The sequence below is a fragment of the Streptomyces sp. NBC_01268 genome, assembly GCF_036240795.1.
In the GTDB taxonomy this organism is placed as follows: Bacteria; Actinomycetota; Actinomycetes; order Streptomycetales; family Streptomycetaceae; genus Streptomyces.
The window spans coordinates 5,813,025-5,837,780 of the sequence record NZ_CP108454.1 but is presented as its reverse complement, the minus strand read 5'-3'; the positions used below and the strand labels follow the sequence as shown (position 1 = coordinate 5,837,780).

At 73.0% G+C, this 24,756-nt stretch carries 16 protein-coding genes; 10 read left to right on the top strand and 6 right to left on the bottom strand.

Annotated elements, in window-relative coordinates:
* The first annotated feature begins 199 nt into the window (after nucleotides 1-199).
* The 3 genes from OG309_RS26450 (at nucleotide 200) to OG309_RS26440 (ending at nucleotide 7,027) form a co-directional block, all read left to right on the top strand.
* Nucleotides 200-1,999 carry an ABC transporter ATP-binding protein gene (locus OG309_RS26450; RefSeq protein WP_329424389.1) on the top strand — a complete coding sequence of 600 codons (1,800 nt, stop codon included), beginning with the start codon at nucleotides 200-202 and terminating at the stop codon, nucleotides 1,997-1,999.
* Nucleotides 1,996-3,876 carry an ABC transporter ATP-binding protein gene (locus OG309_RS26445; protein WP_329424388.1) on the top strand — a complete coding sequence of 627 codons (1,881 nt, stop codon included), beginning with the start codon at nucleotides 1,996-1,998 and terminating at the stop codon, nucleotides 3,874-3,876. The genes OG309_RS26450 and OG309_RS26445 overlap by 4 nt, the downstream gene beginning before the upstream one ends.
* A 166-nt stretch (nucleotides 3,877-4,042) precedes the next feature.
* Nucleotides 4,043-7,027: a carbohydrate binding domain-containing protein gene (locus OG309_RS26440; RefSeq protein ID WP_329424386.1), complete on the top strand. Its 2,985-nt coding sequence runs from the start codon at nucleotides 4,043-4,045 to the stop codon at nucleotides 7,025-7,027.
* 31 nt (nucleotides 7,028-7,058) lie between these two features.
* Here the strand turns inward: OG309_RS26440 and OG309_RS26435 are convergent, their stop codons facing one another.
* Complete coding sequence (locus OG309_RS26435; protein ID WP_329424384.1) at nucleotides 7,059-8,552, bottom strand: MFS transporter; 1,494 nt, start codon at nucleotides 8,550-8,552, stop codon at nucleotides 7,059-7,061.
* A gap of 126 nt (nucleotides 8,553-8,678) precedes the next feature.
* Between OG309_RS26435 and OG309_RS26430 the strand changes: the two genes are divergently transcribed.
* From OG309_RS26430 to OG309_RS26415, 4 genes are all read left to right on the top strand, one after another.
* Nucleotides 8,679-9,584: a TetR/AcrR family transcriptional regulator C-terminal domain-containing protein gene (locus OG309_RS26430; protein WP_329424382.1), complete on the top strand. Its 906-nt coding sequence runs from the start codon at nucleotides 8,679-8,681 to the stop codon at nucleotides 9,582-9,584.
* Nucleotides 9,585-9,788: 204 nt separating this feature from the next.
* Nucleotides 9,789-11,810 carry a M4 family metallopeptidase gene (locus tag OG309_RS26425; RefSeq protein ID WP_329424379.1) on the top strand — a complete coding sequence of 674 codons (2,022 nt, stop codon included), beginning with the start codon at nucleotides 9,789-9,791 and terminating at the stop codon, nucleotides 11,808-11,810.
* Between the two features lie 113 nt (nucleotides 11,811-11,923).
* The gene (locus OG309_RS26420; protein ID WP_329424377.1) at nucleotides 11,924-12,580 is read left to right on the top strand and encodes a response regulator transcription factor; all 657 of its coding nucleotides are present in this window, start codon (nucleotides 11,924-11,926) and stop codon (nucleotides 12,578-12,580) included.
* Entirely contained in the window at nucleotides 12,573-14,234 is a 1,662-nt protein-coding gene (locus tag OG309_RS26415) for a sensor histidine kinase (protein WP_329424376.1), read from the top strand. Before OG309_RS26420 ends, OG309_RS26415 begins: the two co-directional genes overlap by 8 nt.
* A 9-nt stretch (nucleotides 14,235-14,243) precedes the next feature.
* On the opposite strand, the gene glgP is transcribed toward OG309_RS26415, so the two are convergent.
* From glgP to OG309_RS26390, 5 genes are all read right to left on the bottom strand, one after another.
* Nucleotides 14,244-16,787: an alpha-glucan family phosphorylase gene (glgP, locus tag OG309_RS26410; protein ID WP_329424373.1), complete on the bottom strand. Its 2,544-nt coding sequence runs from the start codon at nucleotides 16,785-16,787 to the stop codon at nucleotides 14,244-14,246.
* A 75-nt stretch (nucleotides 16,788-16,862) separates the two neighbouring features.
* A complete protein-coding gene (locus OG309_RS26405; protein WP_329424370.1) occupies nucleotides 16,863-18,194 on the bottom strand; it encodes an FAD-dependent monooxygenase in 1,332 nt (443 codons plus the stop codon).
* 14 nt (nucleotides 18,195-18,208) lie between these two features.
* Complete coding sequence (locus OG309_RS26400; RefSeq protein WP_329424369.1) at nucleotides 18,209-18,385, bottom strand: hypothetical protein; 177 nt, start codon at nucleotides 18,383-18,385, stop codon at nucleotides 18,209-18,211.
* A 181-nt stretch (nucleotides 18,386-18,566) separates the two neighbouring features.
* The gene (locus tag OG309_RS26395) at nucleotides 18,567-19,112 is read right to left on the bottom strand and encodes a 4-hydroxyphenylacetate 3-hydroxylase C-terminal domain-containing protein (protein ID WP_329424367.1); all 546 of its coding nucleotides are present in this window, start codon (nucleotides 19,110-19,112) and stop codon (nucleotides 18,567-18,569) included.
* Nucleotides 19,113-19,253: 141 nt separating this feature from the next.
* Nucleotides 19,254-20,231, bottom strand: coding sequence for an AraC family transcriptional regulator (locus tag OG309_RS26390; protein WP_329424365.1), 978 nt, complete (start codon nucleotides 20,229-20,231; stop codon nucleotides 19,254-19,256).
* A 118-nt stretch (nucleotides 20,232-20,349) separates the two neighbouring features.
* On the opposite strand from OG309_RS26390, the gene OG309_RS26385 reads away from it, so the two are divergent.
* The 3 genes from OG309_RS26385 to treS all read left to right on the top strand — a co-directional run bounded on the left by OG309_RS26385 (nucleotide 20,350) and on the right by treS (nucleotide 24,680).
* Nucleotides 20,350-20,778 carry an NmrA family NAD(P)-binding protein gene (locus OG309_RS26385; protein WP_329424363.1) on the top strand — a complete coding sequence of 143 codons (429 nt, stop codon included), beginning with the start codon at nucleotides 20,350-20,352 and terminating at the stop codon, nucleotides 20,776-20,778.
* A 198-nt stretch (nucleotides 20,779-20,976) separates the two neighbouring features.
* Nucleotides 20,977-22,971, top strand: a complete 1,995-nt coding sequence (locus OG309_RS26380) for an alpha-1,4-glucan--maltose-1-phosphate maltosyltransferase (protein ID WP_329424360.1) — start codon at nucleotides 20,977-20,979, stop codon at nucleotides 22,969-22,971.
* Nucleotides 22,968-24,680 carry a maltose alpha-D-glucosyltransferase gene (gene treS / locus OG309_RS26375; protein WP_329424358.1) on the top strand — a complete coding sequence of 571 codons (1,713 nt, stop codon included), beginning with the start codon at nucleotides 22,968-22,970 and terminating at the stop codon, nucleotides 24,678-24,680. Before OG309_RS26380 ends, treS begins: the two co-directional genes overlap by 4 nt.
* The last annotated feature ends 76 nt before the right edge of the window (nucleotides 24,681-24,756 follow it).

Below are 24,756 nucleotides of genomic sequence, written 5' to 3'. Positions count from 1 at the left end.
TCGTGAAAGTCGCGGCCCGCCGGTATCGGCCGTCCCGCTCGACCGCCGGTCAACCGATCGGTTGATGCGGCCCTACGACCGGCACCGACCGGCACCGTCCGGCACGACCGGCAGCGGTCGGCGCCCGACCTCTCCGACCTGGCCGGTGGCCGGAAAACCACATGAGTCCGGTCAGGGGTGAACCGTAGGCTCGGACCTGATGCCCACAGAACATGTACCCATCAAGGAATCGCCCGCCGCCGGGGGACGCTCGACCGTGCGCACGCTGCTGCGCCTGTGGCCGTACGTACGCCCGGTGCGCGCCCGCCTCTTCACGGCCGCGTTCGTCGCGATCGTGGCCTCCTGTCTGTCCCTCGTGATCCCGCTGGTCCTGAAGTGGCTGGTCGACGGCCCGGTCACGGACGGCGACGCGACGGGGGTGTGGCTGGGCGCGCTGTACCTGCTGTTGCTGGGGATCACCGAGGCGGTGCTCTTCGGCGTCCGGCGGTGGCTGGTGGCGCGTCCCCTCGCGGGGGTGGAGGCGTCGATGCGCGCCGACCTGTACGGGCACGTGCAGCGGCTGCCGATCGCCTTCCACGACCGCTGGGCGTCGGGCCAGCTCCTCTCGCGGGGCACGACGGACCTCATGATGGTCCGCCTGTTCCTGGCCTTCCCGCTGACCTTCCTGCTGGTCAACGCGGTGACGATCCTGGTCGGTTACGCGGTGCTGTTCGCCCAGGAGTGGACGCTGGGCCTGGTGCTGCTGGCCCCGGTCGGGCCGATGGTGCTGCTCTGCTGGCTCTTCGAGCGGCGGTACTCGGTGGTGACCCGGCGGGCGCAGGACCAGGTGGGCGACCTGACCACGGTCGTCGAGGAGAGCGTCCTCGGCATCCGCATCGTGAAGGGCTTCGGCCGCCACCGCAGTCAGGCGGAGGCGTTCCGGAACCTGGCGGAACAGCTCCGCGGCACGGAACTGGCCAAGGCCCGGCTGCTGGCCTGGATCTGGGCGGTGATGACGCTCCTGCCCGAACTGGCCGTGGGGGCGGCCCTGGTGCTGGGCACGGTGCAGGTGGCGGACGGGCAGCTGTCGGCGGGCACCCTGGTGGCGTTCCTGTCGACGGCGCTGGCGCTGCGCTGGCCGGTGGAGTCGATCGGCTTCCTGCTGGCGATGAGCCAGGAGGCGGCGACGGCGACGGAGCGCTACTTCGAGGTGATGGACGCCCCGGAGGAAGCGGAGACCACCGCGCCGCGGACGACGGCGGCCCCGTCCGACGGCCTCCGCTTCGAGAAGGTGTCCTTCCGCTACCCGGACGCGCCGCCGGACAGCCCGCCCCTCCTCGCCGACGTGGACCTGCACGTCCGCCCGGGCGAGACGCTGGCCCTGGTGGGCACGACCGGCTCCGGCAAGACGACCCTCACGGCCCTCGTCCCCCGGCTGCACGAGCCGACCGCCGGCCGCATCCTCCTGGACGGCGAGGACATCACCCGGATGCCCCGGGAGCGACTGCGCTCCCTGGTGTCGGTGGCGTTCGAGGAGCCGACCCTCTTCTCCGCGAGCATCGGCGAGAACGTCCTGATGGGCGCCGACGAGGACGCGGCCGCCCCCGAACTGGCCCGGGCCCTGGCCGTGGCCCAGGCGGAGGCCTTCGTGGCGAAGCTGCCCGAGGGCGCGGACACGCAGGTCGGCGAGCAGGGCCTGAGCCTCTCCGGCGGCCAGCGACAGCGCCTGGCCCTGGCGCGGGCGGTGGTCGGCCGCCCCCGCTTCCTGGTCCTGGACGACCCGCTGTCGGCGCTGGACGTGCACACGGAGGCGAAGGTCGAGGCCGCGCTGCGGGAGGTGCTGCGCGACACGACCGCCCTGGTGGTGGCGCACCGCCCGTCGACGGTGCTGCTGGCCGACCGGGTGGCGCTGCTGTCCGGCGGGAGGGTGGCGGCCGTGGGCACCCACCACGAACTGCTCCGTGAGAACGCCGAATACGCATGGCTGATGTCCGGCGAGACCCCCGAGGAATCCCGATGACGGACACCAACACCGACCCGGCCACCGGCACCGGCACCCGGCCCGCGGCGGAAAGGGGTGCGGAGGCTCCGGCCCCCGCACCCCCCGCGGACCCCTTCGACCAGGACGACCTGCCCACCGCCCCCGGGGCGACGGGAAGGCTGCTCCGCTCCCTCCTCCACGCCCACCGCGCGAGGGTCCTGGCGGCGGTACTGGTCCTCGTGGTCCAGCAACTGGCCCTCCAGGCGGGCCCGCTGCTCGTCGCGTACGCGATCGACAAGGGCGTGCCGGCCTTCCGCGCCGGGAACCACGCCCCCGTCGTCGCGGTGGCCCTCGGCTACCTGGCCTGCGCGGCGGCCGGCGCACTGCTCCAGTACGCGTTCGTGCGGACGGCCGCCCGGGTCAACCAGGCCGTCCTGCTGGACCTGCGCGGCCGCATCTTCCGGCACGCGCAGGAGCTCAGCGTCGACTTCCACGAGCGCTACACGTCGGGCCGGCTGATCTCCCGCTCGACGACCGACGTGGAGTCGCTGCGCGAGCTGCTCTCCGAGGGCCTGCAGGAACTCCTCGGGGTGGCCCTGTCCTTCCTCTCGATCTCGGCGATGCTGCTCTGGCTGGACCTGGGCATGGGCGCGGTGGCGGTGGCGTCCTTCGGCCCGCTGTACCTCCTCGTACGGAGCTACCGGCGCCGCTCCGCGGCGGTGTTCGCGGTCCGGTCCACGGCCATCGCCAGGGTGATCGTGAAGTTCGCGGAGACGATGAACGGGATCCGCCCGGTGCGGGCGTTCCGCCGCGAGCGGGCGAACGACGCGGAGTTCGCGGTCCTCAACGCGAGCCACGAGCGCAGCAACGGCGACGCGCTCCTGGAGATGGCCCGCTACGTGGTGGGTTCCCGGCTGGTGGCGAACACGGCGGTGGCCGGCATGTGCCTGTGGGGCGCGTACCGGGTCGCGGGCGGCACGCTGGAGCTGGGCGTGCTGGCGGCGGCGGTGCTGTACGTGCGGCGCCTGTACGACCCGATCGACCGGCTCGGGATGTTCCTCAACTCGTACGAGTCGGCGGCGGCCTCGCTCGCGAAGATCGCGGGTCTGCTCGCCCAGCGCCCGGGCGTCCCGGAGGCGACCGCGCCCCGGGAGCTGCCGGCGCGGACCGGTGCGCCGGGCCGTGAGGTGGTCTTCGAGGGGGTGCGGTTCGCGTACCGGACGGGCGGCGAGGTGCTGCCGCGCTTCGACCTGACGATCCCGGCGGGCCAGACGGTCGCCGTCGTGGGTTCGACCGGTGCGGGCAAGTCGACGCTGGCGAAGCTGCTGGCGCGCTTCTACGACCCGACGGAGGGCCGGGTCCTCCTGGACGGCGCCGATCTGCGCGAGCTGGCCACGCCGGAGCTGCGGCGGGGCGTGGTGATGGTGACGCAGGAGGCGTTCCTGTTCTCGGGGACGGTCGCGGAGAACATCGCGATCGGCCGCCCGGAGGCGAGCCGCGAGGAGATCGAGCGGGCGGCGAAGGCGATCGGGGCGCACGAGTTCATCACGGCGCTGCCGGACGGCTACGACACCGACGTACGCAAGCGGGGCGGCCGCATCTCGGCGGGTCAGCGCCAACTGGTCGCCTTCGCGCGGGCGTTGCTGGCGGACCCGGCGGTGCTGATCCTGGACGAGGCGACCAGCTCGCTGGACGTGCCGGGCGAGCGGGCCGTGCAGCGGGCGATGGACACGGTCCTCGCGGGCCGCACGGCGGTGGTCATCGCCCACCGGCTGTCGACGGTCGAGGTGGCGGACCGGGTCCTGGTGATGGAGTCGGGCCGGGTGGTGGAGGACGGCTCACCGGAGCAACTGGTCGGCGGCGAGGGCCGCTACGCGGGCCTGCACAAGGCCTGGCGCGACAGCCTGGTGGGCTGACAGGCGGCCGACCGCACCCCGAGCGCCCGTATGCCGGATCACGGAATCCGGCATGCGGGCGCTTTCACGCGTTCCCTTTACGGCTCAATCAACCGCGGGTAACTTCCAGCCATCGCAAGCGCTTGCAGCAACTTTCCGATGCTTCTTGCCCCTTGAGGGAGTCCCCGTGGAACGCAGCCCCACCCGCCGACCGGCCAGACCCCTGACAGCCGCCGCCGTAGCCGGCGCGCTGCTGAGCCTGACCCCGTCCCCGTCGCCTGCCGCGGCCCCCGCGGCCCGGACGGCACCCGCCGCCGAGACGGCCACCGCGAACACCGCGACCGTCTTCTACTACACGAAGACCAGGAACTGGTCGCGGTACGACCTCCACTACGCCCCCGACGGCGGCTCCTGGACCACCGTCCCCGGGGTGGCGATGGAGGCGGCCTGCACCGACTGGGTCAAGAAGACCGTGGACCTGGGATCCGCCGCCGGACTGCAGGCCACCTTCAACGACGGCAACGGCACCTGGGACAACAACAACGGCGCGAACTACGCGCTGGGCACCGGGAACATCACCGTCAAGGACGGCGTCGTGGCCCACTCCGACCCCTGCGCCGGCACCACCCCCTCCCCCGCCTCCGCCACGGTGTACTACTCGTCCGAGGCGCTCGGCTGGTCGACCGCGAACCTCCACTACGCGCCGGCCGGCGGCTCCTGGACGCCCGTCCCCGGCATCGGGATGCGGGCCGCCTGCCCCGGCTGGTGGAAGCAGACCGTCGACCTCGGTACGGCGGCCTCCCTGAAGGCCGCCTTCAACAACGGCAACGGCGTCTGGGACAACAACAACGGCGCCGACTACACGATCCCGGCCGGCACGAGCACGGTGAGGAACCGGACGGTCACGCCGAACGCCCAGGACCCGTGCGCCGCCGCGCCGCCGGACGTCCAGGCGCCCACCGCGCCGACCGGCCTCACCGCGAAGGCCGACGGCGTGTCCGTGGTCGTGAGCTGGCAGCCGGCCACGGACGACACCGGGGTCACCGCGTACCAGGTCACCCGCACCGGCGGCAGCGGCGGGACCGTCGTCTCCAGCGTCGGCTCGACCGTCCTCACCGACACCGGCCTGGCCGAACGGACCACGTACACCTACGCCGTACGGGCCGTGGACGCGGCCGGGAACGTCTCCGCGGCCTCGGCATCCGCGCAGGCGACCACCGGCGACAAGCCGGCCGCACCGGCCCCCGGCAAGCCGCTCGGCACCGACCCGCGCAAGGACCCGATCTACTTCGTCCTCACCGCCCGCTTCAACGACGGCGATCCAGCGAACGACCGGGGCGGCAGCCAGCACGTGAAGTCCGGCAACGCGGCCAACGGCGACCCGATGTTCCGCGGGGACTTCAAGGGCCTGGTCGAGAAGCTGGACTACATCAAGGCGCTCGGCTTCTCCGCCGTGTGGATCACCCCGGTGGTCCTCAACCGCTCGGACTACGACTACCACGGCTACCACGGCTGGGACTTCTACAAGGTCGACCCCCGCCTGGAGTCCGCCGGCGCCTCCTACCAGGACCTCATCGACGCCGCCCACGCCAAGGGCATGAAGATCTACCAGGACGTGGTCTACAACCACTCCTCCCGCTGGGGCGCCAAGGGCCTCTTCGTGCCGACCGTCTACGGCGTCCGCGACTCGCAGTGGAGCTGGTACTACGACGAGAGGCAGCCGGGCTTCGAGTACGACGGGCTGACCGTCGACGCCAAGAGCGGCAAGTCGTACTACAACGGCGACCTGTGGTCGACGGCCGCGCCGGCCGGCAACACCTGCGTCAACTGGGGCGTGCCGACCGGAGGGAAGAGCGCCGAGGGCTACACCGTCTACAACTGCCAGTGGCCCTCCCCGACCTCCGGCATGTTCCCGAAGGCGCTCTACCACCAGTGCTGGATCGGCAACTGGGAGGGCGAGGACTCCCGTTCGTGCTGGCTGCACGAGGACCTGGCCGACTTCGACACCGAGAACCCGACCGTGCAGAACTACCTGATCGGGGCGTACGACAAGTACATCGACATGGGCGTCGACGGCTTCCGCGTGGACACCGCCGTCCACATCCCGCGCACCACCTGGAACCGCCGCTTCCTGCCCGCGATCCAGGAGCGGGTGGCCCAGCGGCACGGCTCCGAGGCGGCGAGGAACTTCTTCGTCTTCGGCGAGGTGGCCGCCTTCGTCAACGACAAGTGGAACCGCGGCTCGGTCAACCACTCCGCGCAGTTCTACACCTGGAAGGAGCGCAAGGAGTACGACGCCGACGACACCAAGGCGGCGCTGGAGATGTACGCCTACGAGCAGGGTCAGGGCCCGGCCGGCCAGCCCACCAGCAACAACGCCTTCCTCCAGGGCAACAGCTACCACACGCCCGACCGTTCGAAGTTCTCCGGCATGAACATCATCGACATGCGCATGCACATGAACTTCGGCGACGCGCAGAACGCCTTCTCCAACGGCAAGGACTCCGACGACAGCGTCAACGACGCCACGTACAACGTCGTCTATGTCGACAGCCACGACTACGGCCCCAACAAGAGCAGCGAGCGCTACGCGGGCGGCACCGACGCCTGGGCGGAGAACATGTCGCTGATGTGGACCTTCCGCGGGATCCCGACGCTGTACTACGGCTCCGAGATCGAGTTCCAGGCCGGCAAGAAGATCGACTGCGGGCCCACCTGTCCGCTGGCCACGACGGGCCGCGCCTACTACGGGGACCACCTCGCGGGACAGGTGACGGCCGCCGACTTCTCGAAGGTCGCCTCGGCGAGCGGCGCGGTCGCCACCACCCTGGACAAGCCCCTGGTCAAGCACCTCCAGCGGCTCAACCTCATCCGGCGGGCGGTCCCCGCCCTGCAGATGGGCCAGTACTCCACGGAGGGCGTCGGCGGCGGCATGGCGTTCAAGCGCCGCTCCACGCAGGGCGGCACGGACAGCTTCGCGCTCGTCACGGTCAGCGGGAGCGCCACGTACGACGGCATCCCCGACGGCACGTACCGCGACGCCGTCACCGGTGACGTGAAGACCGTCACCGGCGGTCGGCTGTCCGTCGCCGCGCCCGGCAAGGGCAACCTCCGCGTGTACGTGCTCGACGGCCCCGGGAAGATCGGAACCGACGGCCCGTACCTGAGGTGACACCGCGGAGAGGGACCCCCTGACGCGCCCCTCAGGCGCCCGGCCGGCGGGTGCGCAGCAGACCGTACGAGCACACCGCGGCGACCAGCATGAGCGTCCCCGCACCGACCGCCGCGCCGCCCATCGCCTCGGTGAAGGCGGCGCGGGCCGCGGCCAGGACGGGCGCGGGGGCGCTCAGGGCACCGCCGAGGGTCTCGCGGGCGGCGGCGGGGGCGGAGGCGGGCATGGCGGCGGTGTAGACGGCGGTGCCGACGGAGCCGAGGACGGCCATGCCGAGGGCGCCGCCGAGTTCCTGGCCGGATTCCAGGACCGCGGCGGCGGCACCGGCCCGCTCGACGGGAGCCGCCCCGAGGGCGAGTTCGTTGCCGAGCGTCATGGCGGAGACGAGTCCGGCGGCGTAGCCGGCGCTCGCGGTCAGCACGACCCACAGCGGCGTGCCGAGGTCGATGAGGGCCAGCCACCCGAAGCAGGCCGCGGCGACGAGGAAGCCGCCGGCCATGACGTAGGCCCGGTCGATGCGCCGGGCGAGCATCGCGGCGGCCGGGGCGGCGGCCATGACGCCGACGGTGGGCACGACGCTCCACAGGGCGGCCTCGAAGGGGCTCTGGCCGAGGACGGACTGGAGGTACTGGGTGGTGAAGACGGCGAACCCGACGGTCGCGGCCATGGCGAGCAGGTTGACGAGGACGGAGCCGCCGTAGGCGGGGCGGCGCAGCAGGGCGAGGTCGACCATGGGGTGGGCGAGCCGGGCCTGGCGGCGCAGGAAGACGGCGCCGACGCAGAGTCCCGCGGCGACGGCGAGCGCGGCGCCGGTGGACCAGCCGTCCTTGGCGAACTCCTTGACGCCGTAGACGGTCGGCAGGACGGCGCCGAGGGAGAGCAGCGCGCTCCCCCCGTCGAAGCGGCCCGGTGCGGGCGCGCCCCGGCCGGCCGGCAGGAGGGCGGGGCCGAGGAGCAGGAGCAGGGCCATGGCGGGCAGGTTGACGAGGAACACCGAGCCCCACCAGAAGTGTTCGAGGAGCGCGCCGCTGAGGATCGGGCCGAGGGAGATGCCGCCGGCCATGACCGCGGTCCAGGTGGTGACGGCCTTGGCCCGCTGGGCCTCGTCGCGGAAGAGGGTGCGGATCATCGCGAGGGTGGCGGGCATCAGGCAGGCACCGCCGACGCCGAGGAGGGCGCGGGCGGCGATCAGGGTGCCGGGGCTGTCGGCGAGGGCGGCGGCGCAGGAGGCCAGGCCGAAGAGGGCGGCGCCGGCGAGGAGGAGCCGGCGGCGGCCGATGCGGTCGGCGAGGGCGCCCATGGTGATGAGGAGTCCGGCGAGCACGAACCCGTACACGTCCAGGATCCACAGCTGGGCGGTGGCACCGGGGCGGAGTTCGGCGGCGATGGCGGGAAGGGCGAAGTAGAGGACGGAGACGTCCATGGAGACGAGCAGCAACGGCAGCATGAGGACGGCGAGGGCGGTCCATTCACGGCGGCCGGCGAGCGGCTCGCCGGCGGCGCGGGGCGGGGTGGTGAGCGTCATGGGAGGAAGGAACCAGCGCGGCGGACAACCGGCCAGCCTCGCCCTAGTGCACCTCCGTCACGACGGGAGAAGCTGCTGGTGGGCGAGGTGCACGCCGCGCGGGGTGCACTAGTACACTCGCCGCCCGTGACCAGCCGACCTCCCTACCTCGCCATCGCCGCCGAGATCGGCCGCCGGATCCGCTCGGGGGAGCTCTCCCCGGGGGAGCGGGTGCCGTCGACGCGGGCCATCACCCACGAGTGGGGAGTCGCGATGGCGACGGCGACGAAGGCGCTCGCCGCGCTGCGCCAGGAGGGTCTGGTGCGCCCGGAGCCGGGGGTCGGGACGGTGGTCGTGGGGCCCGGCGCGGAGGGGGCGGGGCCGGCGGCGGGCCTGTCGCGGGAGCGGATCGTCACGGCGGCGGTCGGTCTCGCCGACGCGGAGGGGTTCGGCGCGCTGACCATGCGCCGGCTGGCGACGTCCCTGTCGGTGTCGACGACGGCGCTGTACCGGCACGTCCCGGGCAGGGGCGAACTGGTGCGCCTGATGACGGACGCGGTCTGCGCGGAGGTGCCGCTGGGCCCGGTGCCGGCCGACTGGCGGACGGGGCTGGAGCGGGCCGCCTGGTGGCTGCGCGGGGTGTACACCCGGCACGGGTGGATGGCGCACGCGATGGCGGGATTCATGCGTCCGGTCGCCGCGCCGCACGCGATGGCCTACACGGAGTGGGTGCTGGGGGTGCTGCGGTCGACTCCGATGACGGCGGCGCAGAAGCTGCACACCCATCTGGCGATCTTCGCCTATGTCCAAGGGGTGGGAATGGCCAATGACCTGGAGGCGCAGGCGCGGCAGGATTCGGGGATCTCGGACGACGAGTGGATGGATCAGAACGAGCCACGGTTCGATGCGATCCAGTCCGCCGGTTCCTACCCCCTCCTGCATGCTCTGACCCTGGACGGAGGGTTCACTCTGAGCCTGGACTCTCTCTTCGAATTCGGCCTTCGGAGAACGCTGGACGGCATCGCGACCATGATCGGTGAAACGTCCGCTTAACGAACAGAGCCCTTCAACCAGCGGACGATTTCCGGCCAACTTGTTGACGCGCTCCTGACAGGCGACGGCAACAACTGCCACTCTTCCCCCGGCTCTTCGCACCAACGTTCAGCGCATCACCCGAACGTGCTCCACAGCTCTGTTTGCTCAGCCCGGGCGGCATCACCCAGCCCTCCCGGTACCCCCCTCGCAAAAGGAGTCTGCGTGAGATCCACGCCCAGCCGTCGCGCCACCGCGACCGGCGCCCTGATCGCTGCCGCCGCCATGATCGCCGTCGGCGTCCAGTCCGGTTCCGCCACCGCCGACCAGTTCGGCGCCGCCCCCAAGGCGCAGGCCGCCTCCAAGGCGAACCCCGGCAAGCTGCCGGCCGACCTCTCGCCGGCCCAGCGCGCGGCGCTGATCCGTGCCGCCCAGGCGGACACCGCGGCCGCGGCCAAGCGCCTCGGCCTCGGTGCCCAGGAGAAGCTGGTCGTCCGCGACGTCATCCAGGACCGTGACGGTTCGACCCACACGCGCTACGAGCGCACCTTCGCGGGCCTCCCGGTCCTCGGTGGGGACCTGATCGTCGAGGAGACCAAGGCGGGCGCCACCACGTCCGTCGCCAAGGCCACCCGCGCGGACATCACCAAGGTCGACACGGCCGCCACCCTCGCGCCGGCCGCCGCCGAGCGCCAGGCGCTGGGCCGCGCGAACGCCGAAGGTGCGAAGAAGACCAAGGCCGACCGCGCCCCGCGCAAGGTCGTCTGGGCCGCCAACGGCACCCCCGTCCTCGCCTACGAGACCGTCGTCGGCGGCCTCCAGCACGACGGCACGCCCAACGAGCTGCACGTCGTCACGGACGCCAAGAGCGGCGCCAAGCTGTACGAGTGGCAGGCCATCGAGACCGGCATAGGCAACACGCAGTACAGCGGCCAGGTCACCCTCGGCACCGCCCCGTCGTACACCCTGACCGACACGACGCGCGGCAACCACAAGACGTACGACCTCAACGGCGGTACGTCGGGCACCGGGACGCTGTTCAGCAACACCACGGACACCTGGGGCAACGGCACCACGTCCAACCGGGCCACCGCGGGTGCCGACGCGCACTACGGCGCCGCGCTCACGTGGGACTACTACAAGAACGTGCACGGCCGCAGCGGTATCCGCGGTGACGGCGTCGGCGCGTACTCCCGGGTCCACTACGGCAACGCGTACGTCAACGCGTTCTGGTCGGACTCCTGCTTCTGCATGACCTACGGCGACGGGTCCGGCAACACCAAGCCGCTGACCTCCATCGACGTGGCCGCGCACGAGATGACGCACGGCGTCACCTCCAACACGGCCGGCCTGGTCTACAGCGGCGAGTCCGGCGGCCTCAACGAGGCCACCTCGGACATCTTCGCGGCGGCCGTCGAGTTCTACGCCAACAACTCGTCCGACCAGGGCGACTACCTCGTCGGCGAGAAGATCGACATCCGCGGCAACGGCACCCCGCTGCGCTACATGGACAAGCCGAGCAAGGACGGCTCGTCCAAGGACGCGTGGTACTCGGGCCTCGGCGGCATCGACGTCCACTACTCCTCGGGTCCGGCGAACCACTTCTACTACCTGCTCTCCGAGGGCAGCGGCGCCAAGACCGTCAACGGCGTGAACTACGACTCGCCGACCTCCGACGGTCTGCCCGTCACCGGCATCGGCCGTGACAAGGCCTCGCTGATCTGGTTCAAGGCGCTCACCACCAAGTTCAGCTCCAACACCAACTACGCGGGCGCCCGCACCGGCACCGTCGCGGCCGCCACCGACCTCTACGGCGCGAACAGCCCCGAGGTCACGGCCGTCGAGAACGCCTGGGCCGCGATCAACGTCGGCACCCGCCCCGGTGGCGGCAACCCCGGCGGCACGGTCTTCACCAACGACACCGACGTGTCCATCCCGGACAACGGCGCCGCGGTGACCTCGTCCGTGACCGTCTCCGGTGTGACCGGCAACGCCCCGGCCAGCCTCTCGGTCGGCGTGAACATCGTCCACACCTACATCGGTGACCTCGTCGTCGACCTCATCGCCCCCGACGGCTCGGTCTACAACCTGCACAACCGCGCCGGCGGCAGCGCCGACAACATCAACCAGACCTACACCGTCAACGCCTCCTCCGAGGTCGCCAACGGCGTCTGGAAGCTGCGCGTCCAGGACAAGGCCTCGATCGACACCGGCTACATCAACCAGTTCAAGCTCACCTTCCCCTAAGGACCGGTCTCCCGCCGCGCGGGAGAACCCGACCCAGGTGGAACGACCGAGCTGACGGACGCCCGGAGGGAACGCTCCCTCCGGGCGTCCGCGCGTCTGCGTAGGGTGGCCCGATGATCAGGGTGCTGCTTGCCGACGACGAGGCGATGATCAGGGCCGGGGTCCGGGCGATCCTCGCCAGCGACCCCGGCATCGAGGTGGTCGCCGAGGCCGGGGACGGGCACGAGGCCGTGGAGCTCGCGCGGGTGCACCGGCCCGACGTCGTGCTGCTCGACATCCGGATGCCCCGACTGGACGGGCTCGGCGCGGCCGAGGAGCTGCGGCGGGCGGTGCCCGACGCGGCCGTCGTCATGCTCACCACCTTCTCCGAGGACGCGTACATCGCGCGGGCGCTCGGCAGCGGCGTGAGCGGTTTCCTGCTCAAGTCCGGGGATCCGCGGGAGCTGATCGCGGGCGTACGGGCGGTGGCCGAGGGGGCCGCCTTCCTCTCCCCCGCCGTCGCCCGCCGGGTCCTCGACACGCTCGGCGGCGAGCGCTTCTCCCGGGCGGCCGGGGCCCGCGCCCGGCTCGAACCGCTGACCGGGCGCGAGCGCGAGGTCGTCGCCCTCGTCGGGGCGGGCCTGGCCAACCAGGAGATCGCCGAACGCCTGTACGTCGTCGAGGGCACCGTCAAGGCCCATGTCAGCGCCGTCCTGGGGCGGATCGGGCTGCGGAACCGGGTGCAGCTGGCGATCCTCGCGTACGAGGCGGGGCTGGTGCCCGATGCGTGAGCGGGCCCGCGAGCGGGCCTTCGACCTCGCGCTGTGGCTGCTGCTCTGCGTCCCGGTGCTGCTGAAGTCGGACCCGAACGACGGCGGCTCGTGGACCCGGGTCGGCGTCGGCGTGGCCGTGCTCGCGGTGTGCGTGGCGCTGGGGCGGCGGTGGCCGGCGGTGCCGCTGGCGCTCGTGGTGGCGGCCTCGCTGGCCACCAGCCCGGAGCTGTTCACCCCCTCGTACACCCTGGCCCTGGTGGCCTTCGGCTACCTCGCGGGGCGCCGGGCGGAGGCGACCCGGTCGGCGCTGTGGCTGTTCGCGGCGGTGCCCGTGGTGGGCTTCGCCCTCGTCCGGCTGACCGGGCGGCCCCTGGTGATCTGGTTCGCGCTGATCCTGTCGCTGGCCCTCGCGGTCGTCGCGCCCTGGCTGATCGGGCGATACGTGCGCCAGTACGACCGGCTGGTGCGCAGCGGCTGGGAGCTCGCCGACCGGATGGAGCGCGAGCAGGCCGCCGTCGCCGACCGGGAGCGGCTGCGCGAGCGGTCCCGGATCGCCGGCGACATGCACGACTCGCTCGGCCACGACCTGGCCCTGATCGCGGTCCGCGCGGGCGCCCTGGAGGTGGATCCCGCGCTCGGCGCCGACCAGCAGCGGGCGGCGGGCGAGCTGCGCCGGGCGGCGGCCGACGCGACCGGGCGGCTGCGGGACATCATCGGCGTGCTGCGCGAGGGCGACGACGAGGCGACGGCGGCGCCGGTCGCCCCGGCGGACGAGACCGTCGCCGAACTGGTCGGCCGGGCCCGCGCCTCCGGGATGGAGGTCCGGTTCACCCAGGCGGCGGGGGCCGCGCCGCTCGCGGACATGACCGCGCGGGCCGTCCACCGGGTGGTGCAGGAGGGCCTCACCAACGCGGCCAAGCACGCACCGGGGGCGCCGGTCGAGGTCGTCGTGGAGCGCTCGGGGGGCGGCGCGGGAGGCACGGGTGGCACGGGTGGCACGGGTGGATCCGACGGCGCGGGAGGCGCGGGCGCCGACCATGCGGGCGGCTCCGGCGGCACGGGCGGCTCCGGCGCGGCCGGCTCCGGCGGCACCGCCGGCTCCGGCAACGTGCGGGTCCGGGTCACCAGTGGGCCCGCCGGGCCGGGGCGGTCCGGGCTCGCCTCGGGCGGGACCGGGCTCGTCGGTCTGGACGAGCGGGTGCGGCTCGCCGGCGGCACGCTCGGCCAGCGGGTCACCGCGGAGGGCGGCTTCGAGCTGTCCGCCGCCCTGCCGCCACGCCCGCCCGCGCCGCGCCCCGCCGCGCCCCGGTCGGCGCGGGAGCTGGACCGGGCCCGGCGTGAGGTGCGCCGGGGGCTGGCGCGGGTGATCTGGATCCCGCTGGCCCTGCTCGTGGCGCTGGGCCTGCTGATGGCGGGCGTCGCCCTGTACACCCAGCACCAGTCGTACCTGGAGCCGGAGGACTACGCCCGCATCCGCCTCGGCCAGACCCGCTCGGAGGTCGGCGAGTGGCTGCCCGACCGGGCGCTCGACGGGCGCCCGCAGCGGGTGCCGGCGGAGCCGCCCGGGAGGGACGAGTGCCTGTACTACCGGGCGACGATGTTCGCCGCGATCCCGGTGTACCGGCTCTGCTTCGTCGGCGGGCGGCTCGTGGACCGGGCGGAGGTGCCGTGACGCGGGCGGCTAGCGCAGGATCACTCCCCCGTTCTCGGCGTGCGTCTCCGCCGGGTGGGTGACCAGGCCCAGTTCGGCCGGGTGGGCGAGCAGGGGGTGGGCCGGCAGGACGCGGACGGTGCAGCCGAAGGGGCCGGTGCGGTCCAGGGAGAGGGCGCCCCCGTAGGGGATCCGTCCTTCGAGGTCCGGGCCGCCGGTGGGTTTGAGGACGGTCGTCCTCGGCTCGATGAGGCGGTCGTCGGGGTCGACCCGGCCGGTGACCGCCTGCACCTCCACGTCGTCGGGGGTCAGTTCGCCGAGGGCGACCCGGACCCGGACGGCCGGGGTGGCGCCCAGTTCGGCGTCCTCCAGGCCGTCGCCGATCTCCACGTGGTCGACGGACACCTTCGGCCAGGCGCCGCGCACCCGGGCCTTCCAGGCGGCGAGCCCGCGGGCCCGGGCCGGGTCGAGCTCCCGGTGGGCGGCGGCCGCGGGGGCGTACAGCCGGGTCACGTACTCCCGCACCATCCGGTCGGCCGGCACCTTGGGGCCGAGGTCGCCGAGGGTGCGCCGGACCATCGTGGTCCAGCCGGCCGGCACCCCGTCGGGGCCCCGGTCGTAGAAGCGGGGGGCGATCCGGCGCTCGATCAGCTCGTAGAGCGCGGCGGCCTCCAGGTCGTCGCGGCGGTCCTCGTCGCGGGCGGCGGCCCCGTCGGCGGTGGGGATCGCCCAGCCGAAGTCGGGCTCGAACCACTCGTCCCACCAGCCGTCCAGGACGGAGAGGTTGAGGCAGCCGTTGAGCGCGGCCTTCATGCCGCTGGTGCCGCAGGCCTCCAGGGGGCGCAGCGGGTTGTTGAGCCAGACGTCGCAACCGGGGTAGAGGCCGCGGGCCATGCCCATGCCGTAGTCGGGCAGGAAGACGATCCGGTGCCGCACCCGCGGGTCGTCGGCGAACCGGACGAGTTCCTGGACCAGCCGCTTCCCGCCGTCGTCGGCGGGGTGCGCCTTCCCGGCGACGACCAGCTGCACGGGGCGTTCGGGGTGGAGCAGCAGGCCGCGGAGCCGGTCCTTGTCGCGCAGCATCAGGGTGAGCCGCTTGTACGAGGGGACGCGGCGGGCGAAGCCGATGGTGAGGACGTCGGGGTCGAGGACGGAGTCGGTCCAGCCGAGTTCGGCGGCGGCGGCGCCGCGCTGGCGCCAGGAGGCCCGGAGCCGGTGCCGTACGTCGGTGACGAGGCGTTCGCGCAGGGTGCGGCGGAGTTCCCACAGGGTGCGGTCGTCGGCCTCGGGGCCGAGCCGGGCGACCTCGGGGGCGGTCCAGGTGGGGGCGTGGACGCCGTTGGTGATGGAGGTGAGGGGGATCTCGTCGCCGTCGAAGCCGGGCCAGAGGCCGGCGAACATGGCCCGGCTGACGGCGCCGTGCAGGGTGGAGACGCCGTTGGCGCGCTGGGCGAGCCGGAGGCCCATCGCGGCCATGTTGAAGAGGCCGGGCTCGCCGCCGAGGGGGGTCTCGTCGCCGAGGGCGAGGACCCGGCCGACGTCGACGCCGGGGAGTTCGCCGTCCTCGCCGAGGTGGCGGGCGACGAGGGCCCGGTCGAAGCGGTCGATGCCGGCGGGGACGGGCGTGTGGGTGGTGAAGACGGTGCCGGCCCGGACGGTCTCCAGGGCGGCGTCGAAGTCGAGCCCCTGTCCGGCGAGTTCGCGGATGCGTTCGAGGCCGAGGAGGCCGGCGTGGCCCTCGTTGGTGTGGAAGACCTCGGGTGCGGGGGTGCCGGTGAGCCGGCACCAGGTGCGGACGGCGCGGACGCCGCCGATGCCGAGGAGCATCTCCTGGAGCAGGCGGTGTTCGCTGCCGCCGCCGTAGAGCCGGTCGGTGACCTCGCGTTCGCCGGGGGCGTTCTCCTCGACGTCGGAGTCGAGCATGAGCAGCGGGACCCGGCCGACCTGGGCGATCCACAGGTGGGCGTGGAGGCTGCGGCCGCCGGGCAGGGCGAGGGTGATCCGGGCGGGGGTGCCGTCGGGCTCGCGGAGCAGGGTGACGGGGAGCTCGCCGGGGTCGAGGACGGGGTAGTGCTCCTGCTGCCAGCCGTCGCGGGAGAGGGACTGGCGGAAGTAGCCGTGGCGGTAGAGCAGTCCGACGCCGATGAGCGGGACGCCGAGGTCGCTGGCGGCCTTGAGGTGGTCGCCGGCGAGGATGCCGAGGCCGCCGGAGTACTGCGGCAGGGCGGCGGTGACGCCGAACTCGGGCGAGAAGTACGCGATCGAGGCGGGCGGCTCGCCGGCCTGGCGCTGGTACCAGCGGGGCTCGTGGAGGTAGCGGTCGAGGTCCTCGGCGGCGGCCCGCAGCCGGGCCTGGAAGTCCTCGTCGGCGGCGAGCGCGGCGAGGCGGCCGGCGTCGATGGCGCCGAGCACGCGGACGGGGTCGCCGTCGCCGTGCCCGAGGGGGTCGAGGGAGTCGAAGAGCTCGCGGGTGGGTTCGTGCCAGGACCAGCGCAGGTTGCGCGCCAGGTCGGCGAGGGGTCGAAGGGTGTCGGGGAGGACGGGGCGCACGGTGAATCGACGGATTGCCTTCACGTGTTCCACCTTCGCAGGGTGTGACGGAGCGGAGCGGAAGCACCACGCTGTGCGGCCGCGGTTCCGTCGCGGAGGCTAGGCGAAGGTGACGGGTCCCGCTACGGCGCGGGGGGCGCGCGCGGGGAGGCACGGCGGCCCGTAGGGGGAGCCCTGGTTGACGGTGGCCGGGTCGAAGGCGCCGGCGGCGGCGTAGCGGGCGGCGATGGCGGCGAGTTCCTCGGCGGGGATGACCTGGTGGACGTCGGTGAAGCCGTGCGGGGCGCGCCGGTGCGCGAGGTCGATGACGACCTCGGGGCCGAGCCGCCGGTCGGCCTGCTGGAGGGCGGTGGTGACGGGGCGTCGTTCCGCCTCGTAGGCGCGCAGGGCCTCGGCCGGGTCGGGGTGGCAGGCGAGCGCGTGGGCGAGGGCGCGGGCGTCGACGACGGACTGGCTGGCCCCGTTGGAGCCGGTGGGGTACATGGCGTGGGCGGCGTCGCCGACGAGGGTGGTGGGGCCGTGGCTCCAGCGGTCGAGGGGGTCGCGTTCGACCACGGGGTACTCCTGGGCGGTCTCGGCGGCGCGCAGGACCCGGGGGACGCTGACGCCGTCGAACTCCCAGCCCTCGAAGTGGTGCAGGAACGTCTCCACGTCGACGTCCCGGCGCCAGTCGCCCAGCAGCCGGTCCTCGGGCGCGCCGTCCGCCGGGCGGGCCAGCGCCCAGTTGACGAGCACCTCGCCGCCGGGGCGCGCGGGGCGGGTCATGGGGTAGACCTCGGCCTTCTGCCGGTCGTCGCCGGCGATCAGCATGAAGGAGCCGATGGCCGCGGCGGGCACCCGGGAGACCCCGCGCCACACCAGCATCCCGTTCCACACCGGTCCCGTCTCGCCCGGGTGGAGCGCGGCCCGGACCGCCGAGCGGATCCCGTCGGCGCCGATCAGCACGTCCGGCTCCATCGAGGCCCGCCCCCGGCGCCCGCCGTCGCGGTGCACCAGCCGCAGCCGGGGCCGCCCGCCGCCGGGGAGCTCCACGCCCGCCACCCGGACGCCGGGCACGACGGCGGCGGGCCCGAGCCGGTCCCGAACGGCGTCGACGAGCACCCGCTGGAGGTGGGCGCGGTGGACCGAGAGCTGGGGCCAGCGGTAGCCGGCGCCCAGGCCGCGCGGCTCGCGGGAGATCAGCGCGCCCGAGCGGTGGTAGGAGCGCAGCTCGCGGGTGCGCAGGGCGGCGCCGGACTCCAGGGCGGCGAGCAGTCCGAGCGCGTCGAGCTCGCGGACGGCGCCCGGCATCAGGTTGAGTCCGGCCCCGGCCGGGCGCAGTTCGCGGACGGCCTCGACGACGGTGACCCGCTCGAAGCCGACGGCGTGCAGGGCGAGCGCGGTGGTGAGTCCGGCGACTCCGCCGCCGGCGATCACTATGTGGGGGGTCATGGAGGTCTCCTGCGTCAGGCGCCGCTGCGGCGCACCAGCGTCTCGTTGTCGCGGGTGAGGTCGAGGATCGAGCGGAGCAGGACGACGGGGGCGCCGCCGCTGCCCTCGTCGTACCGGCGCAGCCCGTCGCGGTAGGCCTTGCGGGCGAGGGCGAGGTGCCGGGCCCGGAAGGACGTGAGCAGGCGCAGCACCCGCGCGAGCGGAGGCCTCCGGCCGCGGGGTCGGCCGCTCGACGGCCTCCCGGCTGACGGCGGCGGACAGCTGCGCGGGTCGGTGCGTGCGTCGAGTCCGGGCGCGACGAGGTCGTACGGCATCAGCGGGCCCGTGTGGTCCCGGCCGGGCCGACCGCTCGGGGCGGTCGGTCCGGCGCCTTCACCGGCTCGTGCCCAGGTCGTAGCCGTCGAGACAGGCCCGGGCCGGTGCCTCGCCGGCGTCGGCGGCGCCGGCCCGGGTCCGCATGGTGAGGTAGACGCGCGGGGCGCCCTGGTGGAAGCGCTCGTACTGCCGGTGGCGGTAGGCGAACTCGGAACCGGGGCCGTCCCGGGCGAGTTCGAGGAGCTTGATCCGGTTCTCGGAGGGCTCGCCCGGGGTGCGGAACCAGCGGTGCACGAGCGCCCCGAGTTCGGGGTGGAGGGCCCGGTCGCTCGCGGGGAGCTGGATCAGCGCCCCGCCGGCGAGCAGCTTGATGCCCTGGACGACGCGGGGGTACGGCTCGCCGGCCGTGATCCGCTGGGCGAAGGGGATCCCCTGCCCGGGCCGCAGGGCCGGGTCGGCGGCGAGCTCGTGGAGCCGGGCCGAGGAGGCCGCGGCCGAGCGGAAGGCCGGGTGCGCGGTGACGTCCGCGACGCGCTCCCCGTCGAGCCAGACCTCCCGCCCGTCGCGTAACGCCGCCGGATACTCCTGCCCTGACCTCGTCACCGGTGTCTCGCCTCTCCTCGGGTCCTGCGGGTGCCACGACGCGCCGTCCCGAGCCTCCACGGCCGAAGCCCCCCCGGGCAATGAACGTCCGTCCAGGGGTCTTTAAGATCCGGCCAGCCCGGCGGAGGGGCGTACGGCGGGTCAGGCGGCGTTCGCGACCCCCGCCCGGTACTCCCCCGGTGTCATCGCGAACCACTTGCGGAAGGCCAGGTGGAAGCCGACGGCGCTCTGGTAGCCGACGCGGGGTGGGACGGAGGACTGGGGGAGGGAGGTCTCGGTGAGGAGGCGGGCGGCTTCCTGCATGCGGCGGGCGGTGAGGTGGCGGGCCGGGGACTCGCCGACGAGGTCGCGGAAGGCGGCGGTGAACGCGGAGCGGGACATGCCGACCTCGCGGGCGAGGGAGTCTATGGTCCAGGGTTCGGAGAAGCGGGTCGCGATCATCACCAGGGCGCGGCTGATGCCGGGGTGTCCGAGGACGGGCAGGGCGGCGGGGTTGTCGGCGAGTTCGCGCAGGAGCGGGCGCAGGGCGAGGACGAGGGCCATCTCGAAGGCGCGCAGGGTGATCAGCCGGTCGCCGGGGCCGACGGGCCGGTCGGGGGCGGCGAGCAGCCGGAGGGTGTCGCGGAGCAGTGGCTCGCGGTCGACCTGGGCGCCGTCGAGGACGAGGGCCCAGGGCAGCGACCGGTAGAGGCCGGTGGCGGCGCCGGCGTCGTAGTGCAGCCCGGCGCAGAGCAGCCGGCTCTCGGCGCCGGTGCCCTCGATGCGGATCTCGCCCGAGGTGCCGGGCCTGCGTTCGGGCAGGACGGCCTTGAGCGGGACGCCCTGGCGGTCGGGGCGGTCGGAGAGCCGGTGCGCGAGGCCGGTGGGGAAGACGACGAGGTCGCCGGCGCGCAGTTCGATGGGGGTCTGGTCGGCGCCGGTGATCCAGCAGCCGCCCTCGACGACGTAGTGGAGGGCGGCGCAGCTCTGCTCGGCGTCGCCCTCGATGGCCCAGGGGGCGCTGACGTGCCAGCGGCTGTCGAAGACCCCGGTGAGCCGGAGCGGTTTCAGCAGTTCGCTGAGGAGGTCGTCGTGCTCCGTCTCGCACTGGCCGGCGTGCTGGGTTCCCACGGTGTCCATGGACGATCCTTCAACTTCCGCCCCGGTTTGTTAATTGAACGGATGGAGTCGCCGCCACAGCCTGTGAAGGAGCCGTCACGGCAGCGGGTCACAGCCTATCGAAGGGCCTCGTCGACACATGTCCGGTCAGATTCCGATGCGGGTGGCGGTCGTGGGCGCGACCGGTTTCCACGGTGGTGCCGTGGCACGGCTGCCCGCGGAGCGGCAGCACCGGGTCCGTACGCTGACGCGCCGTCCGGAGGGGGACCGGCCGCCGCTGCCGGGGGCCGAGTTCGTGGCGGGCGAGCTGGGCAGCCCGGCCGACGTACGGCGTCTGTTCGAGGGCGCGACGCACGCCTTCTGGTCTGGATCAGGTGTGGGCGGGCGACGGCGACACGGAGGAGCAGCCCGCGTCCTCCTGACGGCTCGTGAACCGAAGCACATGAAGCCCTCCGGGGACCGGAGCCACGGTCCGGGCCCGGGGGGAACCGGCCCCGTCCGACAAGGACGGGGCCGGTTTCTTGTCCGGGACGTGTTCTTGCCGGTCCGGCTACGCCCTAGTAGTTAACAAAGCGCCGGATTGCCCACCCGAAATCCGTGGGAAGGCTCCTCCCCGTACCCCTCCGTACTCCTTCCAGACCCGCCATCCGAGTGAACGCGCACAGGAGCGGTCATGCCCGCAACCCGCCGGCCGTCGACGGAGCTAGAAAGAGCGCACCACCACCCGAACCCTCGCGAACCGTCAGGTGATGCTGTGAATCCGCTCATGGGACGCATTCCCGTACTGGACGTCCGCCCGCTGGTCGAATGCGGCCGCCGCCCCGCGAAGGCGGTGGTGGGCGAGACCTTCGAGGTCACGGCCACCGTCTTCCGGGAGGGCCATGACGTCGTCTCCGCCAACGTGGTCCTGCGCGGCCCCTCCGGCCGGTCCGGCCCCTGGACCCCGATGCGCGAACTGGCCCCCGGCACCGACCGGTGGGGCGCCGAGGTCACCCCGGACGCCGAGGGCGCCTGGTCGTACACGGTCGAGGCCTGGAGCGATCCGCTGGCGACCTGGCGGCACACCGCGAAGATCAAGATCCCGGCGGGGATCGACTCCGAGCTGGTCCTGGCGGAGGGCGCGCTGCTGCACGAGCGGGCCGCGAAGGGCGTGCCGAAGAAGGGCGGCGGCCGTGAGGCGGTGCTCGCCGTGGCGGACGCGCTGCGCGACGAGTCCCGGCCGGCCGCGGTCCGGCTCGCGGCGGCGCTCGCCCCGCGCGTCCTGGACTCCCTGGCCCGCCACCCCCTGCGCGAACTGCTCACCGCCTCCCCCGCGTTGCCGCTGAGGGTGGAGCGCGAGCGGGCCCTGTTCGGCTCCTGGTACGAGTTCTTCCCGCGCTCCGAGGGCGTGCGGAAGGTCCGCGGCCGTACCGTCCCCGGCACCTTCCGCACGGCCGCCGAGCGGCTGCCTGCGATCGCCGCGATGGGCTTCGACGTGCTGTACCTGCCGCCGATCCACCCGATCGGCGTCACCCACCGCAAGGGCCCCAACAACGCGCTGTCGGCGAGCCCCGAGGACGTCGGCGTGCCGTGGGCGATCGGCTCGCCGGAGGGCGGCCACGACGCGGTCCACCCGGACCTCGGCACGATCGAGGACTTCGACGCGTTCGTCGCCCGGGCCCGCGAGCTGCGCCTGGAGGTCGCCCTGGACTTCGCGCTCCAGTGCTCCCCCGACCACCCGTGGGTGGAGAAGCACCCGGAGTGGTTCAGCCACCGCCCGGACGGCTCGATCGCGTACGCCGAGAACCCGCCGAAGAAGTACCAGGACATCTACCCGATCGACTTCGACGGGGCCGCCGACGGCATGGACGGGATCGTCGCCGAGACCGTCCGGGTGCTGCGGCACTGGATGGACCACGGGGTGCGGATCTTCCGGGTCGACAACCCGCACACCAAGCCGGTGGTGTTCTGGGAGCGGGTGATCGGGGAGATCAACCGGACCGACCCGGACGTGATCTTCCTGGCGGAGGCGTTCACCCGGCCCGCGATGGTGCACGCGCTGGGCGCGGTCGGCTTCCAGCAGTCGTACACGTACTTCACCTGGCGCAACACCAAGGAGGAGCTCACGGAGTACCTGACCGAACTCTCCGGGGAGGCCGCCGCCCACATGCGGCCGAACTTCTTCGTGAACACCCCGGACATCCTGCACGCCTACCTCCAGACCGGCGGCCGGCCGGCCTTCGAGGTGCGGGCGGTGCTCGCCGCCACCCTGTCGCCCACCTGGGGCATGTACGCCGGGTACGAGCTGTGCGAGAACACCCCGCTGCGGGACGGCAGCGAGGAGTACCTGGACTCGGAGAAGTACCAACTGCGTCCGCGTGACTGGGAGTCGGCCGAGCGCTCGGGCGCCTCGATCGCCCCGCTGATCACCACCCTGAACCGGATCCGGCGCCGTCACCCGGCGCTGCGCCGGCTGCGCAACCTGACCTTCCACACGACCGACAACGACGCCGTGATCGCGTACGCCAAGCGCTCCGGTTCGAACACCGTTCTGGTGGTCGCCAACCTCGACCCCCACCACACCCAGGAGGCCACGGTCTCGTTGGACATGCCGGAACTCGGCCTCGACTGGCACGAGACCGTACCGGTGCGCGACGAGCTCACCGGCGAGACCTATCACTGGGGCAGGAACAACTACGTGCGCCTAGAGCCGGGCGTCACGCCCGCGCACGTACTCGTCCTGCGACCGTCCCCGCAGACCGGAGGGTCACCCACATCATGACTGTCAACGAACCCGTCCCCGACACCTTCGAGGACACCCCCGCCAAGGACCGCGATCCCGACTGGTTCAAGCGGGCGGTCTTCTACGAGGTCCTGGTCCGCTCCTTCCAGGACAGCAACGGCGACGGAGTAGGCGACCTGAAGGGCATCACGTCCCGCCTGGACTACCTCCAGTGGCTGGGCGTCGACTGTCTCTGGCTGCCACCGTTCTTCAGGTCCCCGTTGCGGGACGGCGGCTACGACGTCGCCGACTACACCTCGGTGCTGCCCGAGTTCGGCGACCTCGCCGACTTCGTGGAGTTCGTGGACGCGGCCCACGCCCGCGGCATGCGCGTGATCATCGACTTCGTCATGAACCACACCAGTGACCAGCACCCGTGGTTCCAGGAGTCCCGCAGCGACCCCGAGGGCCCCTACGGGGACTACTACGTCTGGGCCGACGACGACAAGCAGTACGCGGACGCCCGGATCATCTTCGTCGACACCGAGACGTCCAACTGGACCTTCGACCCGGTCCGCAAGCAGTACTACTGGCACCGCTTCTTCTCCCACCAGCCGGACCTCAACTACGAGAACCCGGCGGTCCAGGAGGAGATCATGTCCTCGCTGCGCTTCTGGCTGGACCTGGGCATCGACGGCTTCCGGCTCGACGCGGTGCCGTACCTGTACCAGCAGGAGGGCACCAACTGCGAGAACCTGCCCGCCACCCACACCTTCCTCAAGCAGGTCCGCAGGGAGATCGACGAGCACTACCCGGACACGGTGCTGCTCGCCGAGGCCAACCAGTGGCCGGAGGACGTCGTCGACTACTTCGGCGACTTCCGCTCCGGCGGCGACGAGTGCCACATGGCCTTCCACTTCCCGGTGATGCCGCGGATCTTCATGGCGGTGCGGCGCGAGTCCCGGTACCCGGTCTCCGAGATCCTGGCGAAGACCCCGGAGATCCCGTCCGGCTGCCAGTGGGGCATCTTCCTGCGCAACCACGACGAGCTCACGCTCGAGATGGTCACCGACGAAGAGCGCGACTACATGTACGCCGAGTACGCCAAGGACCCGCGGATGCGGGCCAACATCGGCATCCGGCGGCGGCTCGCCCCGCTGCTCGACAACGACCGCAAGCAGATGGAGCTGTTCACCGCCCTGCTCTTCTCGCTGCCGGGCTCCCCGGTGCTGTACTACGGCGACGAGATCGGCATGGGCGACAACATCTGGCTGGGCGACCGGGACGGGGTGCGCACCCCGATGCAGTGGACCCCGGACCGCAACGCGGGCTTCTCCTCCTGCGACCCGGGGCGGCTCTACCTGCCGGCCATCATGGACCCGGTCCACGGCTACCAGGTGACCAACGTGGAGGCGGGGATGGCCTCGCCGTCCTCGCTGCTGCACTGGACGAAGCGGATGATCGAGATCCGGAAGCAGAACCGCGCCTTCGGGACGGGGACGTACGCCGAACTCCCCTCGACCAACCCGGCGGTGCTGGCCTTCCTCCGCGAGACCGCGCCCGAGGAGGGCCTGGACGCCGATCTGGTGCTGTGCGTGAACAACTTCTCCCGCCACGCCCAGCCGACGGAGCTGGACCTGCGCCGATTCGACGGGGTGCGGCCGGTGGAGCTGATCGGCGGGGTGGAGTTCCCGGCGATCGGACAGCTGCCGTATCTGCTCACCCTCGCCGGGCACGGGTTCTACTGGTTCCGCCTCAAGCGGTCCTGAAGTACCGTCAATTCAGTTCTGTCCCGTGTGGGGCGGTTTCCCCCGCCCCGCACAGGGAACTGTGTCCCACACACAC